This window comes from Kitasatospora sp. P5_F3, assembly GCF_054049135.1.
On sequence record NZ_JBFUMY010000089.1, the window covers coordinates 13,847 to 32,093 of the forward strand.

Annotated in this window: 15 protein-coding genes; 13 read left to right on the plus strand and 2 right to left on the minus strand. The window is 71.3% G+C overall.

What is annotated here, in order from left to right; all coding sequences use genetic code 11:
* Window positions 1-8: 8 nt before the first annotated feature.
* The 3 genes from hisS (at window position 9) to ACXJMZ_RS32470 (ending at window position 3,662) form a co-directional block, all read left to right on the plus strand.
* A complete protein-coding gene (gene hisS / locus ACXJMZ_RS32460; protein ID WP_457033600.1) occupies window positions 9-1,271 on the plus strand; it encodes a histidine--tRNA ligase in 1,263 nt (420 codons plus the stop codon).
* Window positions 1,268-3,058: an aspartate--tRNA ligase gene (aspS, locus tag ACXJMZ_RS32465; protein ID WP_457033601.1), complete on the plus strand. Its 1,791-nt coding sequence runs from the start codon at window positions 1,268-1,270 to the stop codon at window positions 3,056-3,058. The genes hisS and aspS overlap by 4 nt, the downstream gene beginning before the upstream one ends.
* 97 nt (window positions 3,059-3,155) lie before the next feature.
* Window positions 3,156-3,662 (plus strand): GNAT family N-acetyltransferase, encoded by a 507-nt coding sequence (locus ACXJMZ_RS32470; RefSeq protein WP_457033602.1) that lies wholly within the window; start codon window positions 3,156-3,158, stop codon window positions 3,660-3,662.
* A gap of 99 nt (window positions 3,663-3,761) precedes the next feature.
* On the opposite strand, the gene ACXJMZ_RS32475 is transcribed toward ACXJMZ_RS32470, so the two are convergent.
* Window positions 3,762-4,658 (minus strand): LysR family transcriptional regulator, encoded by an 897-nt coding sequence (locus ACXJMZ_RS32475; RefSeq protein WP_457033603.1) that lies wholly within the window; start codon window positions 4,656-4,658, stop codon window positions 3,762-3,764.
* Window positions 4,659-4,842: 184 nt separating this feature from the next.
* On the opposite strand from ACXJMZ_RS32475, the gene ppk2 reads away from it, so the two are divergent.
* From ppk2 to rpsD, 3 genes are all read left to right on the plus strand, one after another.
* On the plus strand, window positions 4,843-5,652 hold the full coding sequence (gene ppk2, locus ACXJMZ_RS32480; protein WP_457033604.1) for a polyphosphate kinase 2: 810 nt from the start codon (window positions 4,843-4,845) through the stop codon (window positions 5,650-5,652).
* Window positions 5,653-5,685: 33 nt separating this feature from the next.
* Window positions 5,686-7,035, plus strand: coding sequence for a replication-associated recombination protein A (locus tag ACXJMZ_RS32485; protein WP_457033605.1), 1,350 nt, complete (start codon window positions 5,686-5,688; stop codon window positions 7,033-7,035).
* Window positions 7,036-7,346: 311 nt separating this feature from the next.
* Window positions 7,347-7,961, plus strand: a complete 615-nt coding sequence (gene rpsD / locus ACXJMZ_RS32490) for a 30S ribosomal protein S4 (RefSeq protein ID WP_457033606.1) — start codon at window positions 7,347-7,349, stop codon at window positions 7,959-7,961.
* On the opposite strand, the gene ACXJMZ_RS32495 is transcribed toward rpsD, so the two are convergent.
* Entirely contained in the window at window positions 7,949-10,099 is a 2,151-nt protein-coding gene (locus ACXJMZ_RS32495; protein ID WP_457033607.1) for an ATP-binding protein, read from the minus strand. The two genes, rpsD and ACXJMZ_RS32495, sit on opposite strands and share 13 nt — an antisense overlap.
* 204 nt (window positions 10,100-10,303) lie before the next feature.
* On the opposite strand from ACXJMZ_RS32495, the gene ACXJMZ_RS32500 reads away from it, so the two are divergent.
* The 7 genes from ACXJMZ_RS32500 to ACXJMZ_RS32530 all read left to right on the plus strand — a co-directional run bounded on the left by ACXJMZ_RS32500 (window position 10,304) and on the right by ACXJMZ_RS32530 (window position 18,224).
* A complete protein-coding gene (locus tag ACXJMZ_RS32500) occupies window positions 10,304-10,783 on the plus strand; it encodes a DUF948 domain-containing protein (RefSeq protein ID WP_057228183.1) in 480 nt (159 codons plus the stop codon).
* Window positions 10,784-10,785: 2 nt separating this feature from the next.
* Window positions 10,786-11,217, plus strand: a complete 432-nt coding sequence (locus ACXJMZ_RS32505; protein ID WP_457033608.1) for a DUF6167 family protein — start codon at window positions 10,786-10,788, stop codon at window positions 11,215-11,217.
* Window positions 11,217-13,886, plus strand: a complete 2,670-nt coding sequence (alaS, locus tag ACXJMZ_RS32510; protein WP_457033609.1) for an alanine--tRNA ligase — start codon at window positions 11,217-11,219, stop codon at window positions 13,884-13,886. The genes ACXJMZ_RS32505 and alaS overlap by 1 nt, the downstream gene beginning before the upstream one ends.
* A complete protein-coding gene (ruvX, locus tag ACXJMZ_RS32515; RefSeq protein ID WP_457033610.1) occupies window positions 13,886-14,368 on the plus strand; it encodes a Holliday junction resolvase RuvX in 483 nt (160 codons plus the stop codon). Before alaS ends, ruvX begins: the two co-directional genes overlap by 1 nt.
* A gap of 67 nt (window positions 14,369-14,435) precedes the next feature.
* A complete protein-coding gene (mltG, locus tag ACXJMZ_RS32520; protein WP_457033611.1) occupies window positions 14,436-15,563 on the plus strand; it encodes an endolytic transglycosylase MltG in 1,128 nt (375 codons plus the stop codon).
* 112 nt (window positions 15,564-15,675) lie between these two features.
* Window positions 15,676-17,394, plus strand: a complete 1,719-nt coding sequence (mltG, locus tag ACXJMZ_RS32525) for an endolytic transglycosylase MltG (RefSeq protein ID WP_457033612.1) — start codon at window positions 15,676-15,678, stop codon at window positions 17,392-17,394.
* Window positions 17,391-18,224 (plus strand): shikimate dehydrogenase, encoded by an 834-nt coding sequence (locus ACXJMZ_RS32530; RefSeq protein ID WP_457033613.1) that lies wholly within the window; start codon window positions 17,391-17,393, stop codon window positions 18,222-18,224. Before mltG (ACXJMZ_RS32525) ends, ACXJMZ_RS32530 begins: the two co-directional genes overlap by 4 nt.
* Window positions 18,225-18,247 lie beyond the last annotated feature (23 nt).

Here is an 18,247-nt window from a genome sequence, read left to right on the forward strand (position 1 = left end):
TAGAGAAGTTGAACACCTTCAGCGCCCCCAAGGGCACCTACGACCTGCTGCCGCCGAGCTCCGCCACCTTCCTGGCGATCCGCGAGCGGCTGAGTGCCCCGCTGCGCCGGTCCGGCTACGGCTACATCGAGACGCCCGTCTTCGAGGACATCAAGCTCTTCTCCCGGGGTGTCGGTGAGTCCACCGACATCGTCTCCAAGGAGATGTACAGCCTGACCACCAAGGGCGGCGACGAGCTCGGGCTGCGTCCCGAGGGCACCGCCTCGGTGGTCCGCGCCACCCTCCAGGCCAACCTGCACAAGCTCGGCAACCTGCCGGTCAAGCTCTGGTACTCGGGCTCCTTCTACCGCTACGAGCGGGCGCAGAAGGGCCGTTACCGCCAGTTCGCCCAGATCGGTGCCGAGGCGATCGGCGCCGAGGACCCGGCGCTGGACGCCGAGTTGATCATCCTGGCCGACGACGCCTTCCGCTCGCTCGGGCTGACCAACTATCAGCTGCTGGTCAACAGCCTGGGCGACAAGGAGTGCCGCCCGGTCTACCGCACCGCGCTGGTGGACTTCCTGGCCGGTCTCGACCTGGACGAGGACACCCGCCGCCGGGCCGAGATCAACCCCCTCCGGGTGCTCGACGACAAGCGGCAGTCCGTGCAGGACCAGCTGGTCGACGCGCCGATGCTGCGCGACTACCTGTGCGAGGCGTGCAAGGCGTACGACGAGCAGGTCCGGTCGCTGCTGACCGCCGCCGGGGTGGCCTTCGTCGACGACCCGAAGCTGGTCCGCGGCCTGGACTACTACACCCGCACCACCTTCGAGTTCGTGCACGGGGGTCTCGGCGCCCAGTCCGCGATCGGCGGCGGCGGCCGCTACGACGGCCTCTCCGAGATGCTCGGCGGCCCCGCGCTGCCGTCCGTCGGCTGGGGCCTCGGCGTGGACCGCACCTTCCTCGCGATGGAGGCCGAGGGCATCGTCCTCGAGCTGCCCGCCACCACCTCGGTGTACGCCGTGGCGCTCGGCGAGGAGGCCAAGAACGTGCTGTTCGGCAAGGTCACCGAGCTGCGCCGGGCGGGCATCGCCACCGACCTCGCCTTCGGTGTGAAGACCATCAAGAACGCCATGAAGTCGGCCGACCGTTCCGGCGCCCGCTTCGCCCTGGTCGCCGGGGACCGAGATCTCGCCGCCGGTGTCGTCCAGCTCAAGGACCTGACCACCGGCGAGCAGACCCCCGTCGAACTCGAAGCACTCGTCACCACCCTGAAGGAGAAGCAGCTGTGATCCGCACGCACGACGCGGGCACGCTCCGCGCGGAGCACGCCGGAACGACCGTCACCCTGGCCGGCTGGGTCGCCCGCCGCCGCGACCACGGCGGCGTGGCCTTCATCGACCTGCGCGACGCCTCCGGCACCGTGCAGATCGTGGCCCGTGACCTGGAGGCGATCGGGGACCTGCGCTCCGAGTACTGCGTCAAGGTCGTCGGTGAGGTCCGGGTCCGCCCGGAGGGCAACGAGAACCCCGAGATCCCGACCGGCAAGGTCGAGGTCGTGGTGGGCGCCCTCGAGGTGCTCTCCGAGTCCGCCGCGCTGCCGTTCCAGGTCGCCGAGTACGAGCCCGGCACGGTCAACGAGGAGGTCCGCCTCCGCTACCGGTACCTGGACCTGCGCCGCGAGGGCCCGGCCCGCGCGCTGCGCCTGCGCTCCAAGGTGAACCACATCATCCGTACGGTGATGGAGGAGAACGACTACCTCGACATCGAGACGCCGTACCTCACCCGCTCCACCCCCGAGGGCGCCCGCGACTTCCTGGTGCCGGTCCGGCTCCAGCCGGGTCACTGGTACGCCCTGCCGCAGTCGCCGCAGCTGTTCAAGCAGCTGCTGATGGTGGCCGGCATGGAGCGGTACTACCAGATCGCCCGCTGCTTCCGGGACGAGGACTTCCGGGCCGACCGGCAGCCGGAGTTCACCCAGCTCGACATCGAGGCCTCGTTCGTCGACCAGGAGGACATCCTGGCGCTCGGCGAGAAGGTCGTCTCCCGGATCTGGTCCGAGGTGCACGGCTACCAGCTGCCGAGCCCGCTGCCCCGGATGACCTACGCGGACGCGATGAACCGCTACGGCTCCGACAAGCCGGACGTCCGCTTCGGCCAGGAACTCACCGACCTCACCGAGTACTTCAAGGGCACCGAGTTCCGGGTCTTCCAGGCCCCGTACGTCGGCGCCGTGGTGATGCCCGGTGGCGCGTCCCAGCCGCGCAAGCAGCTGGACGCCTGGCAGGACTGGGCCAAGGCACGCGGCGCCCGCGGCCTGGCCTACGTGCTGGTGGACGCCGAGACCGGCGAGCTGCGCGGCCCGGTCGCCAAGAACCTCTCCGAGGAGCACCTGGCCGGGCTGGCCGCTGCGGCCGGTGCCAAGCCGGGCGACGCGGTGTTCTTCGCGGCGGGCAAGAAGACCGCCTCGCAGGAGCTGCTCGGCGCGGCCCGGCTGGAGATCGGCCGTCGCTGCGACCTGATCGACGAGTCGCAGTGGGCCTTCCTCTGGGTGGTCGACTTCCCGATGTTCGAGCCGATCGAGAACGACAAGGGCGAGTTCCAGGGCTGGCACGCGGTGCACCACCCGTTCACCGCGCCGACCGCCGAGTCGCTGGCCACCTTCGACACCGACCCGGGCAGTGCGCTCTCCAACGCGTACGACCTGGTGCTGAACGGCTCGGAGCTGGGCGGCGGTTCGATCCGTATCCACCAGCGCGACGTGCAGAAGCGGGCGTTCGACGCGATCGGCCTGTCGGAGGAGGAGGCGCAGTCGCAGTTCGGCTTCCTGCTCGACGCCTTCAACTACGGCCCGCCGCCGCACGGTGGGGTCGCCTTCGGCCTGGACCGTATCGTCACCCTGCTCGGCGGGTACGACACCATCCGGGACGTCATCGCGTTCCCGAAGACCTCGACCGGTGGTGACCCGCTGACCGGGGCACCGACCCCGATCACCCCGGCCCAGCGCCGGGAGGCCGGTGTCGACAGCAAGCCCAAGCAGCGCGATGAGGCGAAGTCCGAGACGGCCAACGAGGCCTGACGCAGGATCTGTACGATCAGGGCCCCGGCCGGTGTGCGGTTTGCACCGGCCGGGGCTCTCGTATCATCTCGTCCACAAAGGCGTGGAAGGATCAACCATGAACGTCAGCACCAGAGTTGAGCACCCCTCGGACGCACCGGCGACCCGACGGGTGCACATGGCGGCCTTCCCCGGACCGGACGAGGCCGACCTGGTGGACGCACTACGGCGGGACGGGAGTTGGCTGCCCCGGTTCTCGCTGGTCGCCGTGGACGGACGCGAACTCATCGTCGGGCACGTCCTGTTGACCCGTCTGGAGGTCGGCGACGCGACCGGTCTCGCGCTCGCGCCGGTCGCGGTGGCGCCGGAGTGGCAGCGCAAGGGGGTCGGCGTGCTGCTGGTGCGGGCAGCGCTCGAGGCCGCTGTCGCGGCCGGCGAGAAGCTGGTGGTGGTGCTCGGCGATCCGGACTACTACGGGCGGTTCGGCTTCACCCCGGCGGCCGAGCACGACGTCACGGGCCCGTTCGACGTGCCGGGGGAGTACTTCCAGGCGCTCGCGCTCCCGGCGTACGACGGCAGCCCGAAGGGGCAGTGCCGCTACCCGGAACCTTTTGGCGGACTCTAGCCCTGACCTGGTGCGCACGTTGAACGCTCCTGAGGTCGGCGTCGCCCGCGCGGCGGAGCCGCACCTCAGCAGAGCCCCGAGCCCCTGGCGTGTGCCACCTCAGGAGAGCTTGACGGTTTGGCGGCAGCTCTCGATGAAGGCGGCCATGGCCGGGGTCATCGGGCGTTCGCGGAGCCAGTACAGGCCGACGTGGCTTGGGCTCAGGCCGGTGACGGTGCGGTAGGCGACGTCCGGGCGGGAGGCGAGGCGTCGCATGGCCTCGGGGGCGAAGCCGATGCCCTGGCCGCAGGCGACGGCGGCGAGCCATTCGTCGGCGTTGTGGGCGACCGCGCCGATCCGGGCCGGGCGGCCGCCGCGTTCGGCTGCGCCGAGCCAGTAGTCGCGCCAGAAGCCGGCCTCGGCGGGGATGGCGACGAAGGGTTCGGCCAGCACGTCCTGGACGTCGAGGACCTCCCGGGCGGCCAGCGGGTGCTCGGAGGACAGCACGGCGATCCGGTCGACCACGGCCAGCCGGGCGGCCGCGTACTCGGGGCCGAGGTCGGCGGGGGCGTGCCAGAGGGCGAGGTCGATCTCGCCGGTGCCGAGGCCGGAGCTGACGTCGAACCAGTTGTTCTGCCGCATCCGGACCTGCCAGCCGGGCATCCGCCGCCCGAACTCCGCCATGGTGGCCAGACCGACCAGGTTGATGGTGCTGCCCTCGAAACCGACCCGGAGCAGGCCCTCGGCCTCGGTGGCGGTCTGCCGGGTGGCCCGGACCGCGCCGTCCCAGCCGTCCAGGACGGCCGCCGCGTGCCGGGTCAGCGTCTCGGCGGCCGGGGTGGGGGTGACGCCGGCCCGGGTGCGTTCGAAGAGCTGGACGCCGAGCAGTGTCTCCAACTGCCGGATCTGCTTGGTCAGGGTCGGCTGGGAGACGGACAGCCGGGACGCCGCCGCGGTGAGCTGACCCTCCTCGCAGACCACGGCGAACGAGCGCAGCAACCGGGTGTCGATATCCATGCCCACAGGTTATGGAACGGGTAATTGGACCGGCGGGCCGGGGCTGCGGCAGGGTGATCGCCTCACCGGCGGGTGCCGGTACCGGCAGTACAGGGGTCTGCCGGTACCGGGCCGCGCCGACCTGCGGGCGTCGTTGATCAGCCGTAATGTGAGTGCTCGTCAGCACCCGTGAGCGGAGGGCCGGATGGCGGCGGACGGCAGGAGGCGGCTTCCGAAGAAGCCGTACGAGAAGGAACTGCTCCGTTTGCAGAGCGAGTTGGTGAAGCTCCAGGAGTGGGTCAGGGTCGAGGGCGTCCGCCTGGTGGTGCTCTTCGAGGGCCGGGACGCGGCCGGCAAGGGCGGCGCCATCAAACGGGTGACCGAGTACCTCAACCCGCGCGTCGCCCGGATCGCCGCCCTGCCCGTCCCGACGGAGCGCCAGCGCGGCCAGTGGTACTTCCAGCGGTACGTCGAGCAGCTGCCCGCCGCCGGGGAGATCGTGCTGTTCGACCGGAGCTGGTACAACCGGGCCGGGGTGGAGAAGGTGATGGGGTTCTGCACCCCGGAGGAGTACTGGCAGTTCCTGCACCAGGCCCCGACCTTCGAGCGGATGCTGATCGAGGCGGGCATCGAGCTGCGCAAGTACTGGTTCTCGGTCAGCGACACCGAGCAGGAGCGGCGGTTCCGGGACCGGCTGGAGGACCCGATGCGGCGCTGGAAGCTCTCGCCGATGGACACCGAGTCGATCTCGCGCTGGGAGGAGTACTCCAGGGCCAAGGACGAGATGTTCGTCTACACCGACGTCCCGGGTTCGCCCTGGCACGTGGTGGAGAGCGACGACAAGCGGCGGGCCAGGATCAACATGATCGCCCACCTGCTCTCCACGCTGCCGTACCACGAGGTCACCATGCCCCCCGTGGAGCTGCCGCCCCGGCCGAAGGCGCGGGGCTACCAGCGGCCGCCGCGCGACCTGCAGAAGTACGTCCCCGACCATGCGGCGAAGCTGAGGCCGTAAAGGCGTGTCGGCGCACTGGCATACCCTCAAGGCGTGGAACCGGACCTCTTCACCGCAGCCGCCGAGGAACGCCAGAGCCAGGAGCCGGGGCGGGCCCCGCTGGCCGTACGGATGCGCCCGCGCACCCTGGACGAGGTGGCCGGGCAGCGGCAGCTGCTGAAGGACGGCTCGCCGCTGCGGCGGCTGGTGGCCAGCACGCGTGGCCCGGCCGCGACCAGCTCGGTGATCCTCTGGGGGCCGCCCGGCACCGGCAAGACCACACTGGCACACGTGATCAGCCAGGCCGTCGAGGGCCGGTTCGTCGAGCTGTCCGCGATCACGGCGGGGGTCAAGGAGGTCCGGGCGGTGATCGAGGGCGCCCGGCGCGCGGTCGGCATGTCGGGCCGGGAGACGGTGCTGTTCCTGGACGAGATCCACCGCTTCTCCAAGGCCCAGCAGGACTCGCTGCTGCCCGCCGTGGAGAACCGCTGGGTCACCCTGATCGCGGCCACCACGGAGAATCCGTACTTCTCGGTGATCTCCCCGCTGCTGTCCCGCTCGCTGCTGCTCACGCTGGAGTCGTTGACCGACGAGGACATCCGCCTGCTGCTGCACCGCGCGGTGGCCGACGAGCGCGGTCTGGGCGGGCAGTTGACGCTCAGCCAGGAGGCGGAGGACCACCTGGTCCGGCTGGCCGGGGGCGATGCCCGCCGGTCGCTCACCACGCTGGAGGCGGCGGCCGGGGCGGCGCTGGAGAAGGGCGAGCAGACGATCTCGCTGGCCACCACCGAGACGGCGGTGAACCAGGCGGCCGTCCGCTACGACAAGGACGGCGACCAGCACTACGACGTGGCCAGCGCCCTGATCAAGTCGATCCGGGGCAGCGACGTGGACGCCACCCTGCACTACCTGGCCCGGATGATCGAGGCGGGGGAGGACCCGCGCTTCATCGCCCGGCGGCTGATGATCTCGGCCAGCGAGGACGTCGGCCTAGCCGATCCGACGGCCCTTCAGACCGCCGTCGCGGCCGCCCAGGCGGTGGCCCTGATCGGCTTCCCGGAGGCCCGGATCATCCTCTCCCAGGCCGCCATCGCGCTGGCCCTGGCCCCCAAGTCGAACGCGGCCTACCTGGCGATCGACGCGGCGCTGGCCGACGTCCGGCAGGGCCTGGCCGGCGCGGTGCCGCCGCACCTGCGGGACGGGCACTACAAGGGCGCGGCCAAGCTCGGCCACGCCCAGGGCTACCAGTACCCGCACGATCTGCCGGAGGGCATCGCCACCCAGCAGTACGCCCCGGACGCGGTGCACGGCAAGGAGTACTACCGGCCGACCAGGCGTGGCGGCGAGGCCAGGTACGCGGACACCGTGGAGTGGACCAGGGGCCGGCTCAGAGGAGATCAGTAAACCTGTACACTGACTCGAAGTGCCTTGTCCCGGGTACGGCGGTGAGCGTGAGCCCACCGACCGTCCGCACCAGCGGGGCAGTGGCCCGAGTCTCCCTCTCGTAGGGATTCTCCTGGAGCGTTGCGCACCGTTTTCGGTGTCGCGGGCAGCCCATCACCTTCCCGGCGATGGGCCGCACGTGTGCAAGCACAGATGTGCCCGGCCCGGAGAGCGGCTGATCACCCCTCGGGGTGGTTTTTCTCCTGGTCGCGAGGAGCAACCTCCATCAACACCTGGTGCAGCCGTATTCATTCGCAAGGAAGGTTTGGTTCATGGCGAACCAGAAGCGCCCCAAGGTCAAGATTGCCCGTGCCCTGGGCATTCCGCTGACCCCGAAGTCCGTCAAGTACTTCGAGGCCCGCCCGTACCCGCCCGGCCAGCACGGCCGTGGCCGCAAGCAGAACTCTGACTACAAGGTCCGTCTGACCGAGAAGCAGCGTCTGCGCGCGCAGTACGACCTCAGCGAGAAGCAGATGGCCCGCGCGTTCGACCGCGCGAAGAAGGCCGAGGGCAAGACCGGTGACGCGCTGATCGCCGACCTCGAGGTCCGCCTCGACTCGCTGGTCCTGCGTTCGGGCATCGCCCGCACCATCTACCAGGCTCGTCAGATGGTCGTTCACGGCCACATCGAGGTCAACGGTGGCAAGGTCAACAAGCCGTCGTTCCAGCTGAAGCCGGGCTACGTCGTCACCGTGCGTGACCGTAGCAAGGAGAAGGTCCCGTTCCAGGTCGCCCGTGAGGGTGGCTACGCGGGCGAGGGTCAGACCCCGAAGTACCTCGAGGTCAACCTTCGCGCCCTGGCGTTCCGCCTGGACCGTGCCCCGCTCCGTCGCGAGGTCCCCGTGATCTGCGACGAGCAGCTGGTCGTCGAGTACTACTCGCGCTGACCCGCGGTCGGTACCGAGCCCCGCAGCCTTTCGGCTGCGGGGCTCGTCCCGTTCCAGGGGGTGTCCACCGGCTCCCGGCCGAGCACCCGGGCGGCCACCTGGTCCAGATCCAGTGCCGCGCCCAGCGCGAACGCCTCGCCGAACTCCTGCTCGGGCAGCCCCTCCCCGGTCCGCTCCTCGCAGGTCCGGTACGGGCCGTTGAACGAGCGGGAGCCGAAGAACGGCTTTCCGACGGCCCGCCAGATCCGGTGCGCCGCGCCCTGCAGCACCCGGGCCTCGTACAGGTCGGGATCCGGGCCCTCGGTCTCCAGCACCGCCAGCATGTCCAGCGCCAGCACCACCCCGAGCAGGTCCCGGAACAGGTGGTTCAGCCGCACGCACTCCCGGGCGTGTGCCCGGGCCTTGCGCAGCTCGCCGGCCGTCCAGTTCGAGTACGCCATCGCGTAGAGCCCGTAGGCGTACGCCCACTGCTCGCCGTGCTCCTCGCAGGTCTCCCTGACCTTGTCCAACCAGTGCAGGCCGGTCTCGGTGTCGCCCTGGAACAGGTAGGCGACGCCCAGCTCGAACATCGCCATCAGCACGTTGCTGTTCAGCTCGCCGATCGCGTCGTAGTGCCACAGCGCGTCCTCGAACAGCTCGGTGGCCCGGGCGAGTTCGTCCCCGATCAGGGCGGCGCAGCCCTGCCGGTGCACGGCGTACGCCAGTGCGCGGTCGTCGCCGGTCTCCAGTGCCTGCCGGTGACACTCCGCCAGCGCGGGCCTGGCCCGGACCAGATCGCCCTGCAGGGTGGCCATGTACCCGGTGACCCAGAGCGCCTTGGCCCTGGCCTCGGTCGGCTCGGGGGCCAGCGCGAGCGCCCGGTCCAGCCAGTGCCGGCCCTCGCCCAGGTGGCCGGAGCCGACCCAGTAGAACCAGAGGGTGCCGGCCAGCAGCAGCGCGAGCTGCTCCTCGCCGGGCTCGGCCAGGCAGAACTCCAGTGCGGTCCGCAGGTTGGGGTGGGCCAGCCTGGTCCGCTCGGCGGTCTCCTGCTGGCGCGGGCCGAACCACTCGATCTCGCCCCAGCTGGCCATCCCGAGATACCAGTCCCGGTGCCGGCAGCGGAGGCGGTACTCCTCGCCGGTGGCGCGCAGCCACTGGGCGCCGTACTCACGCAGGGTGTCCAGCAGCCGGTACCGGACGCCGAGCTCGCCCTCCTCCCGGAGCAGCACCGACTTGCCGATCAACTCGCCGATCAGGTCGAGGAGTTCGTCGGCGGCCAGGCCCTCGCCGACGCAGACGTACTCGGCGGAGTCCAGGTCGAAGCTGCCGGAGAAGACCGAGAGCCGGGCCCAGGTTAAACGTTCCTTCGGCGTGCAGAGCTCGTGGCTCCAACCGATCGTGGTGCGCAGGGTCTGGTGCCGTTCGGGGGTGCTCCGGTCGCCGCCGGTGAGCAGCCGGAAGCGGTCGTTCAACCGGAGCGCGATCTGCTCCACCGAGAGCGCCCGCAGCCGCCCGGCGGCCAGCTCGACGGCCAGCGGGATGCCGTCCAGCCGGCGGCAGAGCTGGGTGACCTCGGCCAGGTTACGGTCGGTCAGCTCGAAGCCCGGCAGGACGGCGGCGGCCCGGTCCGCGAACAGCCGGACCGCCTCGGCGGGGGCGCCGTCCGGGGTGCTGACCGGCAGCGGGGCGATCGGCATCCGGTGCTCGCCCGGCACCCGCAGGGTCTCCCGGCTGGTGGCCAGCACCCGCAGCCCGGGGGCGGCCCGCAGCAAGGTCGTCACCAGCTCGGCGCAGGGCGCCACCAGGTGCTCGCAGCTGTCCAGCACGATCAGCAGCTCGCGGTCGGCCAGCTGCTCGACCAGGACGTCCTCGGGCGGCCGGGCGGTCGAGTCGGTCAGCCGGAGCGCCTCCAGTACGGCGTGCCCCAGCAGCAGCGGGTCCTGGACGGCGCCCACCTCGACCAGCCGGACGCCGTCCGCGAAGCGGCTCGCCGCCGCAGCGGCCGCGCGCAGCGCCAGCCGGGTCTTGCCGACGCCGCCGGGGCCGGTCACGGTGACCAGCCGTCCGGCTCGCAACAGGCCGGTCAGGCCCGCGAGTTCGGCCTCCCGGCCGACGAAGCTGGTCAACTCGGCGGGCAGCCGGTCTGTCGCACTGAACACTTCCGTCGCCCCCGTGGCCGGTACCGGGCCCGCGACCTGCGAGCCATCCCGCCCAACGAGGTGACCCACCGGTAGGTTACTGAGGTGACCGGCCAGGCAATCGATCGCCCGCAGTCGCCGAGGCCCTGGGTGGGTGCGAGTAACTCGTTGCGGAGCGCGATAGGGTTCAAACCTGAGATACGTGGCAAGTAGGGAGCGCGCAAGGTGTCCGTGGGAGAGCTGGCCGGCCTGTTGGTGGCCGTGTTCTGGGCGGTCCTGGTCACCCTGCTCGCCGTGGTGCTGGTGCGGCTCTCCAAGGTGCTGCGCGAGGCCACCGTGCTGGTCGCCGCCGTGACCGAGCAGGCCGTGCCGCTGCTGACCGACGCGGGCGCCGCCGTCCGGAGCGCGAACGAGCAGCTGGAGCGGGTCGACGAGATCACCGCCAACGTCCAGGACGCCGCTGCCAACGCCAACGCGCTGTCCTCCACCGTCGCCGCCACCATCGGCGGCCCGCTGGTGAAGGTGGCCGCCTTCAGCTACGGCGTCCGCAAGGCGGTCAGCCGCCAGCAGGCCGGTCTGACGGTGCCCCAGCAGGCGGGCGAGCGCGAGGAACTGGCCCGGCTGATCCGGGCCGAGGTCCGGGCCGCCACCGCACCGCGCGGCGGCGGGCTGCTGGGCCGGGTACGCCGAGCGGTGAGGGGCTGACCATGGTGCGACGCATCTTCTGGATGGCGGTCGGCGCCGGAGCCACCGTCTGGGCCATGAGCAAGGCCAACGAGGCCGTGCACCGGCTCACTCCCGACAGCCTGTCAGGTACCGCCGCGCGCGGCGCCCTGCACCTGGGCGACACCGCCAAGCGGTTCGCCGCCGACGTCCGGGCCGGGATGGCCGAGCGCGAGGAGCAGCTGCGCGGCGACCTCGGCCTGGACGGCACCGCCGTGGTCGAGCCGACCCGTCGGCGAGCGCTGCGCGGCGAGCCGCAGTACCGAGCTATCTCGGCGGCACCCGGCTCCCCGGCTGCCGCCCTGCGCCCCAGCCTTCGCAACAGCAAGACGAGCAAGACCCCCCAAGCCATTGATTCGACGCCGCGTCAGCTCGACGAGCTGCCCGGCGGAACCACCAACCGGAAGGACCAATGATGGAGTCGGCAGAGATCCGCCGCCGTTGGCTGCGCTTCTTCGAGGAGCGCGGCCACACCGTTGTTCCGTCGGCGTCCCTGGTCGCCGACGACCCCACCCTGCTGCTGGTCCCGGCCGGCATGGTGCCCTTCAAGCCGTACTTCCTCGCCGAGGTCAAGCCGCCCTTCAGCCGCGCCACCAGCGTGCAGAAGTGCGTCCGGACCCCGGACATCGAGGAGGTCGGGAAGACCACCCGGCACGGCACCTTCTTCCAGATGTGCGGCAACTTCTCCTTCGGTGACTACTTCAAGGAGGGGGCGATCAGCTATGCGTGGGAGCTGCTGACCACCCCCGTCGCGGAGGGCGGCTACGGCCTGGAGCCCGAGAAGCTCTGGATCACCGTCTACCAGGACGACGACGAGGCCGAGGCGATCTGGCGGGACAAGATCGGTGTCCCGGCCGAGCGGATCCAGCGCCTCGGCAAGGCCGACAACTTCTGGTCGATGGGCGTTCCAGGACCGTGCGGCCCGTGCTCGGAGATCAACTACGACCGCGGCCCCGAGTACGGCGAGGAGGGCGGCCCGGCCGTCAACGGCGAGCGCTACATGGAGATCTGGAACCTGGTCTTCATGCAGTACGAGCGTGGCGCCGGCACCGGCAAGGACGACTTCCCGATCCTGGGCGACCTGCCGAACCAGAACATCGACACCGGCCTCGGCCTGGAGCGCCTGGCCACCATCCTGCAGGGCGTCGACAACCTCTTCGAGATCGACACCAGCCGGATGATCCTGGACCGGGCGGCCCAGCTGACCGGCCACAAGTACGGCGCCGACACCAAGTCGGACGTCTCGCTGCGGGTCGTCGCCGACCACATCCGCACCTCGGTGATGCTGGTCTCCGACGGTGTCACCCCCGGCAACGAGGGCCGTGGCTACGTGCTGCGCCGGATCCTGCGCCGGGCGATCCGCAACATGCGGCTGCTGGGTGCCACCGAGCCGGTCGCCAAGGTGCTCGCGGACGTCACCATCGACGCGATGGGTCCGCAGTACCCGGAACTGTTCACCGAGAAGAACCGGATCGAGGCCGTCATCGTCGGCGAGGAGGCCTCCTTCCTCGAGACGCTGCGCAGCGGCACTCTGCTGCTGGACACGGCGGTCGCCGAGACCAAGTCCGCCGGCTCGGCCGTGATCGCCGGTGCCAAGGCGTTCCAGCTGCACGACACCTACGGCTTCCCGATCGACCTCACCCTCGAGATGGCCGCCGAGCAGGGCCTGTCGGTGGACGAGGACGGCTTCCGCACCCTGATGAAGGAGCAGCGGGACCGGGCCAAGGCCGACGCCAGGGCCAAGAAGCACGGCCACGCCGACGTCTCCGCCTACCGCGAGGTGGCGGACCGCTCGGGTGCCACCGTCTTCACCGGCTACACCGAGTCGCACGGCGAGGCCACCGTGGTCGGCCTGCTGGTCGACGGTGTGTCGGCCCCGGCCGCGCACGAGGGCGACGACATCGAGCTGGTGCTCGACCGCACCCCGTTCTACGCCGAGGGCGGCGGCCAGCTCGCCGACCAGGGCCGGATCCGGCTGGACTCCGGCGCCGTGGTCGAGGTCCGCGACGTGCAGGCGCCGGTGCCCGGCGTGGTCGTGCACAAGGGCCGCGTGGTGGTCGGTGAGGTCGTGCTGGGCGCGCACGCGTACGCCCAGATCGACCTGGACCGCCGCCGGGCGATCGCCCGTGCGCACTCCGCCACCCACCTGACCCACCAGGCGCTGCGGGACGCGCTCGGCCCCACCGCCGCCCAGGCCGGGTCCGAGAACGCCCCGGGCCGGTTCCGGTTCGACTTCGGCGCGCCGACCGCGGTGCCGGGCTCGGTGCTGGTGGACGTCGAGCAGAAGATCAACGACGTGCTGACCCGTGAGCTCGAGGTCACCGCCGAGGTCATGACGATGGATCAGGCCCGCAAGTCGGGTGCCATCGCGATGTTCGGCGAGAAGTACGGCGACGCCGTCCGGGTGGTGACCATCGGGGACTTCTCCAAGGAGCTCTGCGGTGGCACGCACGTCGGCAACACCGCCCAGCTCGGCCTGGTGAAGCTGCTCGGCGAGGCCTCGATCGGCGCCGGCGTGCGCCGGGTCGAGGCGCTGGTCGGCGCCGACGCGTACAAGTTCCTGGCCAAGGAGCACACCGTGGTGGCCCAGCTCACCGAGCTGGTCAAGGGCCGTCCCGAGGAGCTGCCGGAGAAGATCTCGGGCATGCTCGCCAAGCTCAAGGACGCCGAGAAGGAGATCGAGCGCTTTCGCGCCGAGAAGGTGCTGGCGCTCGCCGCCGGTCTCGCCGGGAGCGCCGAGGACGTCAACGGCGTCACGGTGGTGGCCGCCCGGGTCGCCGACGGCACCGGCGCCGACGACCTGCGCAAGCTGGTCCTCGACGTGCGGGCCAGGCTCGGTTCCCGCCCGGCCGTGGTCGCTGTGTTCACGGTGGCCAACGACCGTCCGGTGACCGTGATCGCCACCAACGAGGACGCCCGCGCACGCGGCGTCAAGGCCGGCGAGCTGGTCAAGGTCGCCGCCAAGACCCTCGGTGGCGGCGGCGGTGGCAAGGACGACGTCGCCCAGGGCGGTGGCAGCAACCCGGCCGCCGTGGACGAGGCGATCGCCGCCGTCCGTGGCCTGGTCGCGGAGCGCGCCAGCTGATGGAGGCTCAGGAGGAGAAGGTCTTCCGCCGGGGCCGCCGGATCGCCGTGGACGTGGGCGACGCCCGGATCGGGGTCGCCTCCTGCGACCCCGACGGGCTGATCGCCACCCCGGTGGAGACGGTCCCGGCGGGCGGCCGCTCGCAGGCGAGGCTGAAGGCGATCGTCGAGGAGTACGACGCCGTCGAGGTGGTGGTCGGCCTCCCGCGCTCGCTGAGCGGCAAGGAGGGCCCGGCCGCCCTCAAGGTCCGCGAGTACGCGGGCCGGCTGGCCATGCTGGTCTACCCGGTGACGGTGCGTCTGGTGGACGAGCGGATGACCACCGTCACCGCCGCCCAGGGCCTGCGGGCCTCCGGCCGGAACGCGAAGAAGGGGCGTTCGGTGATCGACCAGGCAGCCGCCGTGGTGATCCTGCAGAGCGCCCTTGAGACCGAACGGGTGAGTGGTCGCGCCCCCGGTGAGAGCGTCGAGCCGATCAGCTGATCATTCTGATCTAGCGTCCCGGACGGGGCACCTGCGGAACTCCGCAGGCGGTCACCTCGGCGCGCCGGTGGCCGAGCCCGAGGGGCTGCCGCCGGGGCAGTCGCCCGGGATCGAGCCGCCCGACCCGCGCCGGCTGCGCACTGGTCTGGCCTGCTGCCTGAGTGTGCTCGCGCTGGCCGGGGTGCTCGGCCTGGCGGCGCTGGCCACCTTCCTGTTCTGGCCGTCGGGCCAGGAGAAGGCGGCGGACTTCGCCGGGTCGGGCACCGGCACCGCCCAGATCTCGGTGGTCCAGGACGCGACCCTCACCCAGATCGGCCAGACCCTGCAGAATGAGGGCGTGGTGGCCAGCGTCCGGGCGTTCACCGAGGCGGCGGCCAAGAGCCCGGCGGGCACCCGGATCCAGCCGGGCACGTACACGCTGCGCCTGCGGATGGCGGCCGTCTCCGCGCTGAACGTCCTGCTGGACCCGGCCAACGCGAACGCGCTGACCATTCCCGAGGGCCGGCGGGCCGAGCAGATCTACGCGGCGGTCGACCAGAAGCTCAAGCTGGCTGCGGGGACCACCAAGGGGGTGGCCGGGCAGCAGGTTGCGGCACTGGGCCTGCCCGAATCGGCCCGCGGCAACCCGGAGGGCTACCTCTTCCCCTCCACCTACCCGGTCACCGGCGAGACCACCCCGCTGACGCTGCTGCAGCTGATGGTGGCTCAGGCGGCCAAGCGGCAGACCTCGGACGGGGTGGCGGAGGCGGCCGAAGCGTTCGGCCGGAGCCCGTACGAGATCCTCACGCTGGCCAGTCTGGTGCAGGGCGAGGCGGACAACCCCGAGGACATGACCAAGGTGGCCAGGGTGGTCTACAACCGGCTGGCGAAGTCGATGCCACTGCAGTTCGACTCGACCATCAACTACGCACTGAACCGGTCGACCCTGACCACCACCGCCGGTGACACCAAGCTCGACTCGCCGTTCAACTCCTACCTGCACCCGGGCCTGCCGCCGACCCCGATCGCCAACCCGGGGCGGGAAGCGCTCCAGGCGGCGACGCACCCGGCCGAGGGGGACTGGCTGTACTTCGTCACCGTCGGGCCGGGCGACACCCGCTTCACCGACAGCTACGAGCAGCACCAGCGCAACGTGGCCGAGTTCAACGCCCGGCAGGCCGAGCAGTCCTCCTCACCGAGCGCAGGCGGTCACTGACTGTCCGTCCGGGCCCACCGGAGTTAACGCTGCGGTACGGTAACGTCTCCCTCCAAACGTTGCTTTAGCACGCCGGTTCGAGATGTCTTGCCGGACCGGCTTAAGGGGATCGATGACTGATCTGGGCGGGGGCTACCAGCCCCAGGGCACGCGGCCTTGGCAGCCGGGCGATCCCGGGCCGGGCGGTGCTCCGGGCGACCAGTGGCAGCAGCCGCAGTACGCCCAGGACCAGTACGGCGGAGGCCAGCAGGGCTACCCGCAGCAGCCGCAGCAGTCGTGGCCGCAGCAGCAGCCGCAGTACGGCCAGCAGCCGCAGCCGCAGCAACCCGGCTACCCGCAGCAGGGTCAGTACGGCGGCTACGGGCAGCCGCAGCAGCCGGGTTACCCGCAGCAGCCCCAGCAGCCGCAGTACGGCCAGCAGCAGCAACAGCCCCAGTACGTACAGCAGCCGCAGCCCCAGCAGGTGCAGCAGCCGCGCCGCCCGATGCCGCAGCAGCAGGGCTACCAGCAGCAGCCCCCGCAGCCGGCCGCGCCGCAGCCCGCGGGCCCGGGCCCGGACGGCATCGACTGGGAGGCCGAGGCCGCCGCGTTGGACGCGCCGCAGGTCCGGCCTTCGGTGGCCGAGCCCGAGCCCGAGCAGTGGGCGGACGACGAGGTCGAGGCGCAGCAGGAGCCGGATCAGGAGTCCTTCTTCGGCGATCAGGACGACTCCCGCTCGGCCGAGCGCAACCGCAAGGAGAAGGGCAAGAAGTCCGGCCGCCGCAACAGCGGCGCCTGCCTGGTGGTCGCGCTGGTGCTGCTCGGCGGCGTGGCCGGGGCCGGCTGGTGGGGGTACGGCTTCTACCAGGAGCACTTCGGCCCGCCGCCGGACTTCGCGGGCGCGGGCACCGGCTCGGTGCAGGTGGAGATCAAGCCGGATTCGGCCGGCGGGGTGATGGGCCGGGTGCTCAGGGACGCCGGCGTGGTGAAGAGCATCGACGCGTTCACCTCCGCCTTCAACCGGAACCCCAAGGCGATCACGATCCAGCCGGGCTTCTTCACCCTGCACCACCAGATGTCCGGCGACGAGGCGGTCAAGCTGCTGGTCGAGTCGGCCGGCGGCAACGCGCTGATCGTGCCCGAGGGCCGCAAGGCCGTCGACACCTACGCGCTGATCGACGGCAAGCTCAAGCTCGCACCGGGCACCACCGCGGGAGTGGCCAAGGCCCAGGTGGCGGCCCTCGGCCTGCCGCCGTACGCCAACGGCAACCTCGAGGGCTTCCTGTACCCGACCAAGTACCCGATCAGCCAGGGCATGAAGCCCGAGGACCTGCTCAAGCAGATGGTCGCCAACGCCACCCAGCACTACCAGGAGCTCAACCTGGACGCCGGGGCGCAGAAGATCGGCCTCAAGAGCGGCTACGAGGTGCTCGTCGCGGCCAGCATCCTGCAGGCCGAGGGCAACAACTCGGCCGACTTCGGCAAGATCGCCCGGGTGATCTCCAACCGCCTGAACACCCCCGCGACCCAGGGCAAGCTGCAGCTCGACACCACACTGCAGTACAAGCTGGGCCGCACCAAGTTCACCGTCGCGGAGAAGGACGGTGACAAGAGCCCGTACAACACGTATGTCAACAAGGGCCTGCCGCCGACCCCGATCTCCAACCCCGGTGACGACGCGATCAAGGCGATGCTCAACCCGACGCCGGGCGACTGGGTCTACTTCGTCGCGCTCTCCCCGCAGGAGACCCGCTTCGCGGTCACCTTCGACGCCTTCAAGAAGGACGTCAAGGACTACTGCACCGCCAACAAGTGGGGCTTCGACGAGGCCGCCGGGATGTGCAAGACGTGACGACGCGGCACCGGGCGGCCGTGCTCGGCTCGCCGATCGCGCACTCGCTCTCGCCGGTGCTGCACCGGGCGGGGTACGCGGCGCTCGGGCTGACGCAGTGGCAGTACGGCCGGTACGAGGTGGACGAGGCCGGGCTGCCCGCCTTCGTGGCCGGCCTCGACCCGGCGGAGTGGGCCGGGCTGTCGCTGACCATGCCGTTGAAGCGGGCGATCATCCCGCTGCTGGACGAGGTCAGCCCGACCGCGCTGAGCGTGGACGCGGTGAACACGGTGGTGTTCGGCGCGGACGGCCACCGGCGCGGTGACAACACCGACGTGCCGGGGCTGGTGAACGCGCTCCGCGAGCGCGGGATCGACTCGGTCGAGTCGGCCTCGGTGCTCGGCGCGGGTGCGACCGCCTCCTCGGCGCTGGCCGCGCTCGCCCAGGTCTGCACCGGCGAGGTCACCGTCTACGTGCGCAGCGCCGAGCGGGCCGCCGAGATGCGCGAGCTGGGCGAGCGGCTCGGCCTCAAGCTGCGGACCGCGGACTGGGCGGACGGGGCCTCGGCGCTGGCCGCGCCGCTGACCGTCTCCACCACCCCGGCCGGGGCCACCGACGCGTTCGCCCCGGGGATCACTGGCGCACCCGGCGCGCTGTTCGACGTGCTCTACCACCCGTGGCCGACCGAGCTGGTCACGGCGGTCTCGGCGCGCGGCGCCACCGTGCTGGGCGGCCTCGATCTGCTGGTGCATCAGGCGGTGCTCCAGTTCGAGTACTTCACCGGCGTGGCCGAGGGCCCGCTGGCCGCGATGCGGGCCGCGGGCGAGGCCGCGCTGGCCGGGGCAAGCTGACAAGGTTCGGACCGATCATGTCC

What these genes read in the sequence shown, in the direction of transcription:
- ACXJMZ_RS32470 (WP_457033602.1), top strand. Translation starts at nt 3,156, where the DNA reads ATGAACGTCAGCACCAGAGTTGAGCACCCCTCGGACGCACCGGCGACC.
- ACXJMZ_RS32475 (WP_457033603.1), bottom strand. Translation starts at nt 4,658, where the DNA reads ATGGATATCGACACCCGGTTGCTGCGCTCGTTCGCCGTGGTCTGCGAG.
- ppk2 (WP_457033604.1), top strand. Translation starts at nt 4,843, where the DNA reads ATGGCGGCGGACGGCAGGAGGCGGCTTCCGAAGAAGCCGTACGAGAAG.
- rpsD (WP_457033606.1), top strand. Translation starts at nt 7,347, where the DNA reads ATGGCGAACCAGAAGCGCCCCAAGGTCAAGATTGCCCGTGCCCTGGGC.
- ACXJMZ_RS32505 (WP_457033608.1), top strand. Translation starts at nt 10,786, where the DNA reads ATGGTGCGACGCATCTTCTGGATGGCGGTCGGCGCCGGAGCCACCGTC.
- alaS (WP_457033609.1), top strand. Translation starts at nt 11,217, where the DNA reads ATGGAGTCGGCAGAGATCCGCCGCCGTTGGCTGCGCTTCTTCGAGGAG.
- ruvX (WP_457033610.1), top strand. Translation starts at nt 13,886, where the DNA reads ATGGAGGCTCAGGAGGAGAAGGTCTTCCGCCGGGGCCGCCGGATCGCC.
- mltG (WP_457033612.1), top strand. Translation starts at nt 15,676, where the DNA reads ATGACTGATCTGGGCGGGGGCTACCAGCCCCAGGGCACGCGGCCTTGG.